The organism is Streptomyces sp. NPDC030814, assembly GCF_055572155.1.
Map to the genome: position 1 here is coordinate 60789 of NZ_JBVIDX010000001.1, position 13637 is coordinate 74425.

At 70.4% G+C, this 13637-nt stretch carries 8 protein-coding genes; 6 read left to right on the forward strand and 2 right to left on the reverse strand.

Annotated features, from left to right (window positions below):
- Positions 1 to 33 precede the first annotated feature (33 nt).
- Positions 34 to 1266 carry a trypsin-like serine peptidase gene (locus ACZ43N_RS00255; RefSeq protein WP_468094079.1) on the reverse strand — a complete coding sequence of 411 codons (1233 nt, stop codon included), beginning with the start codon at positions 1264 to 1266 and terminating at the stop codon, positions 34 to 36.
- Positions 1267 to 1646: 380 nt separating this feature from the next.
- Here ACZ43N_RS00255 and ACZ43N_RS00260 point away from each other — a divergent pair, with 380 nt between their 5' ends.
- The 4 genes from ACZ43N_RS00260 to ACZ43N_RS00275 all read left to right on the forward strand — a co-directional run bounded on the left by ACZ43N_RS00260 (position 1647) and on the right by ACZ43N_RS00275 (position 8556).
- Entirely contained in the window at positions 1647 to 3113 is a 1467-nt protein-coding gene (locus ACZ43N_RS00260; RefSeq protein ID WP_468094080.1) for a diaminobutyrate--2-oxoglutarate transaminase family protein, read from the forward strand.
- A 226-nt stretch (positions 3114 to 3339) separates the two neighbouring features.
- Positions 3340 to 5535 (forward strand): IucA/IucC family protein, encoded by a 2196-nt coding sequence (locus tag ACZ43N_RS00265; RefSeq protein ID WP_468094081.1) that lies wholly within the window; start codon positions 3340 to 3342, stop codon positions 5533 to 5535.
- 70 nt (positions 5536 to 5605) lie between these two features.
- Complete coding sequence (locus ACZ43N_RS00270) at positions 5606 to 6355, forward strand: GNAT family N-acetyltransferase (RefSeq protein ID WP_468094082.1); 750 nt, start codon at positions 5606 to 5608, stop codon at positions 6353 to 6355.
- A gap of 224 nt (positions 6356 to 6579) precedes the next feature.
- Positions 6580 to 8556, forward strand: a complete 1977-nt coding sequence (locus tag ACZ43N_RS00275) for an ATP-dependent DNA helicase (RefSeq protein WP_468094083.1) — start codon at positions 6580 to 6582, stop codon at positions 8554 to 8556.
- A 135-nt stretch (positions 8557 to 8691) separates the two neighbouring features.
- Here the strand turns inward: ACZ43N_RS00275 and lexA are convergent, their stop codons facing one another.
- Positions 8692 to 9468 (reverse strand): transcriptional repressor LexA, encoded by a 777-nt coding sequence (gene lexA, locus ACZ43N_RS00280; protein WP_055512494.1) that lies wholly within the window; start codon positions 9466 to 9468, stop codon positions 8692 to 8694.
- A gap of 540 nt (positions 9469 to 10008) precedes the next feature.
- Between lexA and nrdR the strand changes: the two genes are divergently transcribed.
- Both nrdR and ACZ43N_RS00290 read left to right on the forward strand, forming a co-directional pair.
- A complete protein-coding gene (gene nrdR, locus ACZ43N_RS00285) occupies positions 10009 to 10569 on the forward strand; it encodes a transcriptional regulator NrdR (protein ID WP_468094084.1) in 561 nt (186 codons plus the stop codon).
- 159 nt (positions 10570 to 10728) lie between these two features.
- Positions 10729 to 13623, forward strand: a complete 2895-nt coding sequence (locus tag ACZ43N_RS00290) for a vitamin B12-dependent ribonucleotide reductase (RefSeq protein WP_468094085.1) — start codon at positions 10729 to 10731, stop codon at positions 13621 to 13623.
- Positions 13624 to 13637 lie beyond the last annotated feature (14 nt).

A 13637-nucleotide genomic window follows, 5' to 3' on the forward strand; every position in this document is an offset into this window, starting at 1 on the left:
TCGTCGCACGCGGTCGTCACCGCGTGCCCGACCTCACTGCTGGGCGAACTTCTCGCTCACCGCCTCGTACACACCCTGGGCCTCCTTGCCCAGCCGCGGCCCGGCCAGCCAGCCCGCGCTCACCGGGCCGATGGAGGTGTTGGACACCAGCGCCGGCTTGCCGTCCGAACCGGTCGCCACCCAGCCGCCGCCCGAGGAGCCGCCGGTCATGGTGCAGCCGATGCGGTACATCGTCGGGTCGGACTCCACGAGCGAGAGCCGCCCCGGCTTGTCCGTGCACTGGTACATCGTCTCGCCGTCGTACGGAGCCCCGGCCGGGTATCCGGTGGCGGTGATGCTGTCCACCTGCGGCACGGCGGGCGCGTTGAAGTCCACCGGCAGCGCCGAACCGACCGTCTCCTCGAGGGACTTGCCGCCGTTGCCCTCCTCCGGCGTCACATGGATGACCGCGAAGTCGTACGGTGCCCCGTCGCCGCCCTTCTGACCGCCCTGCTCGATCCACTGGTCCGAGGTCTGGGCCCAGTCACCCCACCACATGCCGTACGGGGCGACCTGCTCCTGGGTGGCCGTCGGCAGCTCCGCCGCCGACAGACCGCTGTCGTTGTACGAGGGGACGAAGGCGATGTTGCGGTACCAGCCGCCCGACTTGCCGGCGTGCACACAGTGCCCGGCGGTCCACACGAGGTTGGACTTGCCCGGATTGGCCGGGTCCTGAACCACGGTCGCCGAGCACACCATCGTGCCCTCGGGCGCGTCGAAGAAGACCTTGCCCGCCTCCGGCACGTTCGCGTGGTACTCCGCCGACACTGCCTCCGCCTGGACGGCCTGCGGGGTCGGGTCGGTCACGCCCTGGTCGCCGGTGAGGTCGTTCTCGTCGACCTCCTTCTCCGGCTCCTCGGCGTCCCGCATCCGGTCCGGGTTCCACAGGTCCTTGATGATCGGGTTGACGTAGTCCTCGGCCTCACGCAGCCAGTCGTCCTTGTCCCAGTTCTTCCAGGCCCCGCCCCGCCACTTGTCGAGGTCGATCCCGTGTTCCTTGAGCTTTTCCTTGATGTCGTCCGGGATCCGGATCTTGCCGTCGCCACCGCTGCCGCTGTCCTGGGCGGACGACGACGCCTCCGCGTTCGCCGTGGTGTCTCCCGAACCGCAGGCGGTGGAGGTCAACGACAGGGCCGTGGCGAGACCGACCGCTGCCAGGACGGGGGAGGTTCTGCGGCGCGCGCTCCTTCCACGACGAGCGGCGAAGAGCGGGCGTATGAGTCGCATGGTCTGAACTCCCCTGGGGCGTTAGAGAACTCTGTGCTGCCGAAGCGGTTCACGTACGGCCTCTCCGCACGCCCGCCGCCTCTTCTCGTACGGCTCCGGCGCGACTGGCGCCCGGTTCCGTACGTCTGCTTCTTCGTACGTAGTCGCCGTACGCGCGGCTCGGTCCGGATCCGTCGAGCCGGGCGGTCCTCCGGAGCGGCACCACACACTATGCGGCCCCTGTAGGGGACATCTGAGGGAACGGCAACGGTTCCGTCACGGCAAGGATCTTCGCCTCACCCGCTTCCGAGTGCGTGCCGCGTCGTTGGTACGGGCGGGGACCCGCCGGTGCTCGGTGACCCCTGCCAACTCGCCTCTGAGCAGCGGGAGGAAGTGTAGTCGTGGCGGTGACCGAGTCTGCGGTGGCACCTGTGGAGAGCGAACCCGAGCGGGCGCGTGCGGCACACGGGGACGAACGGGCGCCTGCCCGGCGGGAGTACGAGGGCGCGCGCTCGGCGCATGAGGGGATCCTGCGGCGGCAGGCGGCGCGGGAGTCGGCGGCGCGCACCTACGCGCGTGCTCTGCCCATCGTGCCGGTGAGGGCACGAGGACTGACCATCGAGGGCGCGGACGGCCGCCGTTATCTCGACTGCCTGTCCGGCGCCGGCACCCTCGCCCTCGGGCACAACCACCCGGTCGTCCTCGAGGCGATCCGCAGGGTGCTCGACTCGGGCGCCCCGCTGCACGTCCTCGATCTGGCCACCCCCGTCAAGGACGCCTTCACCACCGAACTGTTCCGCACTCTCCCGGCCGGCTTCGCGGAGCGTGCCCGGGTGCAGTTCTGCGGGCCCGCCGGCACGGATGCGGTGGAAGCCGCCTTCAAGCTGGTGCGGGCGGCGACCGGCCGCACCGGGATGCTCGCCTTCACCGGCGCCTACCACGGCATGACCGCCGGGGCGCTCGAGGCGTCCGGGGGCGCAGGCGACGTACGGGTCGCGCGCCTGCCGTATCCCCAGGACTACCGCTGCCCGTTCGGTGTCGGCGGTGAACGCGGTGCCGAACTCGCCGCCCGCTGGACCGAGTCCGTCCTCGACGACACGAAGTCCGGTGTCCCGCTGCCCGCCGGGATGATCCTCGAACCCGTCCAGGGCGAGGGCGGCGTCATCCCCGCCCCGGACGGCTGGCTCCGCCGGATGCGCGAGATCACCGCAGCGCGTTCCATCCCGCTGATCGCCGACGAGGTCCAGACGGGCGTGGGGCGCACGGGCCGTTTCTGGGCGGTCGAACACAGCGGCGTCGTCCCCGATGTCATGGTCCTCTCCAAGGCCATCGGCGGCAGCCTTCCCCTGGCCGTCGTGGTCTACCGGGACGACCTCGACGTGTGGCAGCCCGGTGCCCACGCGGGCACCTTCCGCGGCAACCAGCTCGCCATGGCCGCCGGGACCGCCACCCTCGCCTACGTCCGTGAGAACGGCCTCGCCGAGCGCGCCGGGACCCTGGGCGCCCGAATGCTCACCCAGCTCCGCCGCCTGACCGAGGAGTTCGCCTGCGTCGGCGACGTACGGGGGCGGGGACTGATGATCGGCATCGAGCTGGTCAGCCCCGACACGGCATCGCCCTCCGGTGCCACCGGCCCGCGTCCTGCCGCACCGGCGCTCGCCACCGCCGTCCAGCGTGAGTGCCTCCGCCGCGGTCTGATCGTCGAACTGGGCGGTCGCCACGCGGGTGTCGTCCGCCTCCTACCTCCTCTGACGATCACCGACGAACAGACCGGCGCCGTACTCGACCGCCTCACGGACGCGATCGCCTCCGTGTCCGCCGCCGCAGCGCGGGGACCGGGAGCCGAAGGGGGCCCGAAGCGGTCGTGAGCCCGGGGCACACACACCGGGCCGCCGAGTGCCCGGACGGCCCCGGGAATCCGGCGTGCGCGTCATCCCCACGCCGTCGCGGCAGCCGCTCAGCAGCCGCCCCCAGACGCCGACGATGTCCCGCACCAGCCTCTGCCTTGCGCCGCGCTCACTCCGTATCAGCCCACACCTCTCCCCCCACCACCGCACGACCACCCCGCCCGGACGACCATTTCCAGGAATCTTCTTGACCGCGACCCCTGCCTCCGAAGGCCGTACCGACGCGCCCGAGGACGACGCCCATTCCCCGCGGGCGCCCTTCGCACCAGCCGTGCCTGATGCCCTGCCAGAAGAACCGCACTTGCGACACCCGAGCACCGGGCACCTGTCGCTCACCACCGATCCGCTGGACCATCCCGACCCGCGCCTCGCGGCCGAGGCCGCGGCCGTGGAGAACCTGCTGCGTTGCTGGGTACGCGAGCACGCCCTTACCCGCCCCCACGAACGCACCCTCCGCATCCCCCTCCCCGCCACCGGTACGACCCTCCTCGTTCCGATCCGCTACTGGTCCCCGACCGGCTGGCACCGCTTCGGCCTCCCCCGCCTCGCCGCCGCCCCCGAGTCGGCGCCGCCCGTTGACGCGGTGACGGTGGCGGCCCTGCTGTCCAGAGAGGCGGCTGCGGGCGTAGGGACGGCCGCAGGAGCAGGAGCAGGGGCGGCGGCAGGAGCACGGGTGGCCCTGCGGGGAGCGCATGACTCGGTCACCGACGAATGGCCCGCCCCGCTGCCACCCGCTGCCGCCCAACCGGCCCAGTTCAGCCCACTCGCCCCCAGCGACCAAGCCGCCTCACACCAATCCCTCGACCCGCTCGACCTCGTCGGCAGGGTCGCCGACTCCGCCCGACGTGTAGCCGGGTTCATCGCCGAACGCCGGGCCCGGCCGGACGACGCCCCCGATGCGTTCCTTGCCGGCGAGCAGGCCCTCGTCCTCGGTCATCCCCTGCATCCCACCCCGAAGAGCCGGGAAGGACTGTCCGTGGGGGAAGCGCCGCTCTACTCACCCGAGTCGCGTGGCTCCTTCCGCCTGCACTGGATGGCCGTGGCACAGTCCGTTCTGTCGACGGACTCGGCGTGGACGGAGCGCGGCCGAGTCGTCCCGGCCGAGCACCTGACCACACGGCTGGCCGGCGCCCCTCTGCCGCTGCCCGACGGCTACGCCGCCCTGCCCGTCCACCCCTGGCAACTGCGCGAGGTCCGGCACCGCCCGACCGTCGCCGCCCTGCTGGACGCCGGGCTGCTGCTCGACCTCGGCCCCCACGGCTACCCGTGGCACCCCACCTCCTCCGTCCGTACCGTGCACCGCACCGCTGCCCCCGCGATGCTGAAGCTGTCGCTGGGGCTGCGGATCACCAACTCCTGTCGTGAGAACCTCCGCAAGGAGCTCCACCGAGGCGTCGAGGTCCACCGCCTGCTGCGCACCGGTCTCGCCGAGCAGTGGCGGGCGGCCCACCCGGGCTTCGACATCGTCCGCGACCCGGCCTGGCTGGCGGTCACCGCGCCGGACGGCGACCCCGTGCCCGGCCTGGACGTGGTGATCCGGCACAACCCGTTCGGCCCGGCGGACGACGCGTGCTGTGTGGCGGGGCTCGTATCACTGAGGCCGGTTGCGGACGGCGGGTGTGCGGATGGCCCGTATGCCGATGACGAGCGCCGGGCAAGCCGGTTCCCCGGGCAGCGGGCGCCCCTGCACGGCCGAGTGCCGCACCACCTCCCCGACCAGCAGCTCCCCGGCCACGCCGACCGTCTGCCGGAGCGCCCCACGATGCGGTCCCGGCTCGCCGAGATCGTCACCGGGCTCGCCGGGCGGACCGGTCGCCCCCGAGGCGCCGTCGCCGCCGAGTGGTTCCTGCGCTACCTGGAGCAGGTCGTGCGGCCCGTCCTGTGGCTGGACGGCGAGGCCGGGATCGCCCTCGAAGCCCACCAGCAGAACACCGTCCTCCTGCTCGACCCCCACGGCTGGCCCATGGGCGGCCGGTACCGCGACAACCAGGGCTACTACTTCCGCGAGTCCCGGCGCGCGGACCTCGACGCCCGGCTGCCCGCCATCGGCGAACACAGCGACACGTTCGTCCCCGACGAGGTCGCCGACGAACGGTTCGCCTACTACCTCGGCATCAACAACGTGCTCGGCCTCATCGGCGCGTTCGGCTCGCAGGGCCTCGCCGACGAACGCCTGCTGCTCGCCGCCTTCCGCCGCTTCCTCACCGACGTCGCCACCGGCCCCGCCCGGCTCGACACCACTTTGCCGGCCCTGCTGCTCGACTCACCGGTCCTGCGCTGCAAGGCAAACCTCCTGACCCGGCTGCACGGCCTCGACGAACTCGTCGGCCCGGTCGACACCCAGTCCGTCTACGTCACCGTCGCCAATCCACTCCACAGCTGACCCGATCACTGACGACCCCCTTCACGCCCCGAGGAACATGCCCCACCCCATCCCCTGAGAGGAGCGTCGCGTGCCTCCCACCGATGCCAGCACCACGTCCGGCACCGACTCGGGCACCGCCCAGGTCCCCGGCAACGAGGACACGGTCGAACTACGCCTGCCCGACGATCTGGCCGCGTTCCTCGGGGAGGACGCCGACCCGGGCGGCCCGGGCGCCGAGGCGGGGCCGGAGGCGCTCCCGGGCAAAGGGGAACTGCTGGATCACCTCGCCGACTGGGGACCCGTGGTAACCCCGGCCGGTACGCTGCGTCTCCTTCCCGCTCTCGTCGAACGGGACCTTCCGCTGATCTCCCGCTGGATGAACGACTCCGCCGTGGCCTCTTCCTGGAAGCTCGCCGGACCCGAGAAGGTGACCGCCCACCACCTCCGGGACCAGCTCGACGGTGACGGCCGCAGCGTGCCCTGCCTCGGTCTGCTGGACGGCACCCCGATGAGCTACTGGGAGATCTACCGGGCGGACCTCGACCCCATCGCCCGCCACTACCCCGCCCGCCCCCATGACACCGGAATCCACCTCCTCATCGGTCCGGTGGCCGACCGGGGAAGGGGGCTCGGCTCAGCCCTGCTCCGCGCCGTCGCCGATCTCGTCCTGGACAGACGTCCTGCCTGCGCCCGCGTCATCGCGGAACCCGACCTTCGCAACTTCCCCTCGGTCTCCGCTTTCCTCAGCGCCGGGTTCAGGTTCTCCGCGGAGGTCGACCTGCCCGACAAGCGGGCCGCCCTCATGATCCGGGACCGCCTGCTGCGCGATCTGATGTAGAGCCGATGTGCACCCGCCGTGACGCCGTCATTCCTGTCACACCGCTAGGCCGCTCCGGTTCCCGACCGGCGCCGGACGACATTCCGGGCGCGCCGAGCAGAGCCCCGCTGCCCCCTCCCGCCGAAGAGAACCGTCGTGATCCCGCTCACCACCCCCCGTCCCACACCCGCCCCTTCCGCCGTGATCACCCGTTTGTCAGTGCCGCCCCGTAGGGTGGTCGCGCTATGACGAAGCCCTCACTCCACGAACTCCTGCACGCCGCCGTCACCGCTGTCGGCGGCATGGAGCGCCCCGGCCAGGTGACCATGGCCGAAGCCGTCGCGGAGGCGATCCACGACGGCTCTCATCTGCTGGTCCAGGCGGGCACCGGCACCGGCAAGTCCCTGGGATACCTGGTGCCGGCCCTCGCGCAGGGAGAGCGCGTCGTCGTGGCCACGGCGACCCTGGCGCTGCAGCGGCAGCTCGTGGAGCGGGACCTGCCGAGAACGGTCGACGCACTGCACCCGCTGCTGCGCCGCCGCCCCGAGTTCGCGATGCTCAAGGGCCGGTCGAACTACCTGTGTATGCACCGCCTCAACGAGGGGGTGCCGCAGGACGAGGAGGACGGCCTCTTCGACCAGTTCGAGGCGGCCGCCCCGTCCAGCAAACTGGGCCAGGACCTGCTGCGGCTGCGGGACTGGTCGCAGGAGACCGAGACGGGCGACCGGGACGACCTCACCCCCGGTGTGTCCGATCGCGCCTGGTCCCAGGTCTCCGTGTCGTCGCGGGAGTGCCTGGGCGCCTCGAAGTGCGCCTACGGCGCCGAGTGCTTCGCCGAGATGGCCCGGGAGCGGGCCAAGCTCGCCGAGGTCGTCGTCACCAACCACGCCCTGCTCGCGATCGACGCCATCGAGGGCGCCCCGGTGCTCCCGCCGCACGAGGTGCTGATCGTCGACGAGGCCCACGAACTGGTCTCGCGGGTGACCGGTGTGGCGACCGGCGAGCTCACCCCGGGCCAGGTCAACCGCGCGGTGAAGCGAGCGGCGAAACTCGTCAACGAGAAGGCCGCCGACCAGCTCCAGACCGCAGCCGAGGGCTTCGAGCGGCTCATGGAGCTGGCCCTGCCCGGACGTCTGGAGGAGATCCCGGAGGACCTGGCCTATTCCCTCATGGCGCTGCGCGACGCCGCCCGCACGGTGATCACCGCGCTCGGCAACACCCGCGACAAGTCCGTCCAGGACGAGGACGCCGTCCGCAAGCAGGCCCTGGCCGCCGTGGAGAACGTGCACGACGTGGCGGAGCGGATCAGCAACGGCTCCGAGTGGGACGTCGTCTGGTACGAGCGGCACGACCGCTTCGGCGCCGCCCTGCGCGTGGCGCCCATGTCCGTCTCCGGCCTCCTCAGGGAGAAGCTCTTCGCGGACCGTTCCGTCACCCTGACCTCGGCCACGCTGAAGCTGGGCGGCGACTTCAACGGCGTGGGGGCGTCCCTCGGACTGGCTCCGGAGGGCACCGAGGGGGACGACTTCCCGCAGTGGAAGGGAGTCGACGTCGGCTCGCCGTTCGACTACCCGAAGCAGGGCATCCTCTACGTGGCCAAGCATCTGGCGCGTCCCGCGCGGGACGGCGACCGGGCGGACATGCTGGACGAGCTCACGGAGCTGATCCAGGCGGCCGGCGGCCGGACACTCGGCCTGTTCTCCTCGATGCGGGCGGCCCAACTGGCGGCGGAGGAGCTGCGCGTCCGCATCCCAGAGTTCCCGATCCTCCTCCAGGGCGAGGAGACGCTGGGCGAACTGATCAAGGCCTTCGCGGCCGATCCGAAGACCTGCCTGTTCGGCACGCTCTCGCTCTGGCAGGGCGTCGACGTGCCCGGTCCCAGCTGCCAGCTGGTCGTCATGGACAAGATCCCGTTCCCGCGCCCCGACGACCCGCTGATGAGCGCCCGCCAGAAGGCCGTCGAGGAGGCGGGCGGCAACGGCTTCATGGCCGTGGCGGCCACGCACGCGGCCCTGCTGATGGCCCAGGGCGCAGGCCGCCTCGTACGGGCGCAGGGCGACCGTGGCGTGGTCGCCGTGCTGGACCAGAGGCTGGCGACAGCGCGGTACGGCAGCTATCTGAAGGCGTCACTGCCCGACTTCTGGTACACGACGGACCGTAACCAGGTGCGGAAGTCGCTCGCCGCGATCGACCAGGCGGCGAAGGCCCTCGAAGAGGCGTAGACATGCCTGTGGCCCGCCCCGAGCAGGGACGGGCCACCAGACACGGAAAGCCCAGGGCCCCGGAACCGGCGCAGTGGATTCCGGGGCCCGGATCAGGGGCGCGGACGGGCACGGGCGCCGTCCGCCACGGGGATGTCAGACGCGGCGCAGAACCGCCACCACCTTGCCGAGAATGGTCGCGTCGTCACCCGGGATGGGCTCGTAGGCGGCGTTGTGCGGAAGCAGCCACACATGGCCGTCCTCGCGCTTGAAACGCTTGACCGTGGCCTCGCCGTCCAGCATGGCGGCCACGATGTCGCCGTTCTCGGCGACCGGCTGCCGGCGGACCGTCACCCAGTCGCCGTCGCAGATCGCGGCCTCGATCATCGAGTCACCCACGACCTTGAGGACGAACAGCTCACCGTCACCGACGAGCTGCCGCGGGAGCGGGAACACGTCCTCGACCGATTCCTCGGCCAGGATCGGGCCACCGGCCGCGATACGGCCGACGAGCGGCACGTACGACGCGGCGGGCTTGCCCGCGGTGTCGGTCGGCTGCGCCGCGGCCTGGTCCGAGCCGCGGACCTCGTAGGCGCGCGGGCGGTGCGGGTCACGGCGCAGGAAGCCCTTGCGCTCCAGGGCCATCAGCTGGTGCGCCACGGACGACGTGCTCGACAGGCCGACCGCCTGACCGATCTCCCGCATCGACGGCGGGTATCCGCGCCTCTGCACGGAGTCCCTGATCACCTCGATCACCCGGCGCTGCCGGTCGGTCAGTCCGGAGCTGTCCGCCCTGATGCCTGGAGGTCGGCCGGGCAGGGCCCGCTTGGGCCCCTCATGGTTCGGAACTTCGTTCATAGCGTGCACCGGCTCGAGTCGGCCCTGGGAGCGGTCCTGGGCAGTGATGGTGGCGCTGTCTGCGGTCGTGGTCACGTCGGCCCCTCTCGATGGTCTCCCGTGCAGCACAACGGTAGTTGCTTTCGAAAGGTTGCGCCAAACACACGTTCGAGTGAAAAACCGCGGATTACCTGACGTGACCAAGTGTCCAGGTGTATGGCCCGACTGCTCCTGGCGGACAGAACCGCTTATTGCGGTACTCTTCCCCGCCGGGGCGAAGGCTTCGTGGGCCGCTGTCGCCGCGCGGCACAGTCTGCCACTCCCCGCCTCTCCCGCCGCGTACCGGTACCCGGTTTTCTTCGGCGCCCACCGTGTTCCGGTCCGTTCCGCGACGGCGCGGATGCGCTCAGCGACGGCCCCTCCGTCTGGCAATTGCCCATACCTGTGCGACACGCGCGTCGTGGGTGGATTTACGTGCCCGGCCCTACATCTAGTGCTTGGATTGCAACAACAGCCCAGAAGTTGTGGTCCCCCCGGTCCGAGGGCTCATGGTCATCCCCTATGCTTGGGGCTGCTTCCGCGGGGTCCAGGAGACTCGTGGGGCTATTGAGTCGTGCTGTGAGGAGGGTTGGAGTTATGCACTGTCCCTTCTGCAGGCACCCCGACAGCCGTGTCGTCGACAGTCGTACGACGGACGACGGCACGTCGATCCGCAGGCGCCGCCAGTGTCCGGACTGCTCCCGTCGTTTCACGACGGTGGAGACGTGCTCGCTGATGGTGGTCAAGAGGTCCGGTGTGACCGAACCCTTCAGTCGTACCAAGGTCATCAACGGCGTTCGCAAGGCATGCCAGGGGCGGCCTGTCACCGAGGACGCGCTCGCCCAGCTCGGCCAGCGGGTCGAGGAGGCGGTGCGTGCCACCGGGAGCGCCGAGCTGACCACCCATGACGTGGGTCTGGCCATACTCGGCCCGCTGCAGGAACTCGACCTCGTCGCCTACTTGCGCTTCGCCTCGGTGTACCGGGCGTTCGATTCGCTGGAGGACTTCGAGGCCGCCATCGCGGAACTCAGGGAAGAGCAAGGGAAGCGCCCCGGCGTGGACGCCGACGTCGACAGCGCGGTCGAGGGGTGCCGGGAGAACGACCGCGGGTCCGGAGGGACTGTCGAAGTCCCCGTGCCCGCCAACGCCGCCGACTGAGGGCGGGCCGCACCACCGGACCATGTGGACCGGGTGACCGGCGGCGATCCAGACCTGTCGTGAACGGCCGTTGAGCCGGATCGCGACACAAGACAGAACACCGTGTCACGGGAACAAAGTGGCACTTCAGGGCGTTTTGGCCCGATACAGGGAGGCGGCATGACAGAGACGGCGAGCGGTCCGGCACGGAGTTCCCGCGCCAAGGGCACCAAGGCGAGCAAGGGCCTGCGTATCGAGCGCATCCACACCACCCCCGGCGTGCACCCGTACGACGAGGTGGCCTGGGAGCGCCGTGACGTCGTCATGACCAACTGGCGCGACGGCTCGGTCAACTTCGAGCAGCGTGGCGTCGAGTTCCCCGAGTTCTGGTCGGTGAACGCGGTCAACATCGTCACCAGCAAGTACTTCCGGGGCGCCGTCGGCACCCCGCAGCGCGAGGTGAGCCTGAAGCAGCTCATCGACCGCATCGTGAAGACGTACCGGAAGGCCGGTGAGGACTACAAGTACTTCGCCTCGCCCGCCGACGCCGAGATCTTCGAGCACGAACTGGCGTACGCCCTCCTGCACCAGATCTTCAGCTTCAACAGCCCCGTCTGGTTCAACGTGGGCACCCCGCAGCCCCAGCAGGTCTCCGCCTGCTTCATCCTGGCCGTCGACGACTCCATGGAGTCGATCCTCGACTGGTACAAGGAAGAGGGCATGATCTTCAAGGGCGGCTCCGGTGCCGGCCTGAACCTGTCCCGTATCCGTTCCTCCAAGGAACTGCTCTCCTCCGGCGGCAACGCCTCCGGTCCCGTCTCCTTCATGCGTGGCGCCGACGCGTCCGCCGGCACGATCAAGTCGGGCGGTGCCACCCGCCGCGCCGCCAAGATGGTCGTCCTGGACGTGGACCACCCGGACATCGAGGACTTCATCGAGACCAAGGTGAAGGAGGAGGAGAAGATCCGCGTCCTGCGCGACGCGGGCTTCGACATGGACCTCGGTGGCGACGACATCACCTCCGTCCAGTACCAGAACGCCAACAACTCGGTCCGCGTGAACGACGAGTTCATGAAGGCGGTCGAGGCGGGCGGCGACTTCGGCCTGCGCGCCCGGATGACCGGCGAGGTGATCGAGGAGGTCGACGCCAAGAAGCTCTTCCGCAAGATCGCCGAGGCCGCCTGGGCCTGCGCCGACCCCGGCATCCAGTACGACGACACCATCAACAACTGGCACACCTGCCCCGAGTCCGGCCGGATCACCGCGTCGAACCCGTGCAGCGAGTACATGCACCTGGACAACACGTCCTGCAACCTGGCCTCGCTGAACCTGATGAAGTTCCTGAACGACGACGGCAAGGGCAGCCAGTCCTTCGACGTCGAGCGTTTCCAGAAGGTCGTCGAGCTGGTCATCACCGCGATGGACATCTCGATCTGCTTCGCGGACTTCCCGACCCAGAAGATCGGCGAGAACACCCGCGCCTTCCGCCAGCTCGGCATCGGCTACGCCAACCTCGGCGCCCTGCTCATGGCGACCGGCCACGCGTACGACTCCGACGGCGGTCGCGCCCTCGCCGGCGCCATCACCTCCCTGATGACGGGCACGGCCTACCGCCGCTCCGCCGAACTGGCCGCGGTGGTCGGCCCGTACGACGGCTACGCCCGCAACGCCGACGCCCACAACCGCGTCATGAAGCAGCACTCCGACGCCAACGGCACCGCCGTGCGCATGGACGACCTGGACACCCCGGTGTGGGCCGCGGCCACGGAGGCCTGGCAGGACGTGCTCCGCCTCGGCGAGAAGAACGGCTTCCGCAACTCGCAGGCCTCGGTGCTCGCCCCCACCGGCACCATCGGCCTCGCGATGTCCTGCGACACCACCGGTGTCGAGCCGGACCTGGCGCTGGTCAAGTTCAAGAAGCTGGTCGGCGGCGGCTCGATGCAGATCGTCAACGGCACGGTCCCGCAGGCCCTGCGCCGCCTGGGCTACCAGGAGGAGCAGATCGAGGCGATCGTCGCCCACATCGCCGAGCACGGCAATGTGATCGACGCTCCCGGCCTCAAGCAGGAGCACTACGAGGTCTTCGACTGCGCCATGGGCGAGCGGGCCATCTCTCCGATGGGCCACGTCCGGATGATGGCCGCGATCCAGCCGTGGATCTCCGGCGCCATCTCCAAGACGGTCAACATGCCGGAGACGGCGACCGTCGAGGAGGTCGAGGAGATCTACTTCGAGGCCTGGAAGCTCGGCGTCAAGGCGCTGGCGATCTACCGCGACAACTGCAAGGTCGGCCAGCCGCTCTCCGCCAAGACCAAGGAGTCGGAGAAGGCGGAGATCACCGAGAAGGCCGAGGAGACCATCCGGACCGCGGTCGAGAAGGTCGTCGAGTACCGCCCGGTCCGCAAGCGCCTCCCGAAGGGACGTCCCGGCATCACCACGTCCTTCACCGTCGGCGGCGCCGAGGGCTACATGACCGCCAACTCCTACCCGGACGACGGTCTCGGCGAGGTCTTCCTGAAGATGTCCAAGCAGGGCTCCACCCTCGCGGGCATGATGGATGCCTTCTCCATCGCGGTCTCCGTCGGCCTCCAGTACGGCGTGCCGCTGGAGACGTACGTCTCGAAGTTCACCAACATGCGCTTCGAGCCGGCCGGTATGACGGACGACCCGGACGTGCGGATGGCCCAGTCGATCGTCGACTACATCTTCCGCCGCCTGGCGCTGGACTTCCTGCCCTTCGAGACGCGTTCCGCGCTCGGCATCCACTCCGCCGAGGAGCGTCAGCGCCACCTGGAGACGGGTTCGTACGAGCCCGCCGAGGAGGACGTGGACGTCGAGGGCCTGGCCCAGTCGGCCCCGCGCCAGACGGACCTGAAGGCCGTGGCCACGCCGAAGGCCGAGGTCGAGGCGGCCAAGCCCGCCCCGAAGCAGGCCCACACCAGCGCCGAGCTGGTGGAGATGCAGCTGGGCATCCACGCCGACGCCCCGCTCTGCTTCTCCTGCGGCACGAAGATGCAGCGGGCCGGCTCGTGCTACATCTGCGAGGGCTGCGGCTCGACCAGCGGGTGCAGCTGACACCTTGAGACGCT

Coding starts and splice junctions, on each gene's coding strand:
- ACZ43N_RS00255 (WP_468094079.1), bottom strand. CDS start 1,266: ATGCGACTCATACGCCCGCTCTTCGCCGCTCGTCGTGGAAGGAGCGCG.
- ACZ43N_RS00275 (WP_468094083.1), top strand. CDS start 6,580: ATGACGAAGCCCTCACTCCACGAACTCCTGCACGCCGCCGTCACCGCT.
- nrdR (WP_468094084.1), top strand. CDS start 10,009: ATGCACTGTCCCTTCTGCAGGCACCCCGACAGCCGTGTCGTCGACAGT.
- ACZ43N_RS00290 (WP_468094085.1), top strand. CDS start 10,729: ATGACAGAGACGGCGAGCGGTCCGGCACGGAGTTCCCGCGCCAAGGGC.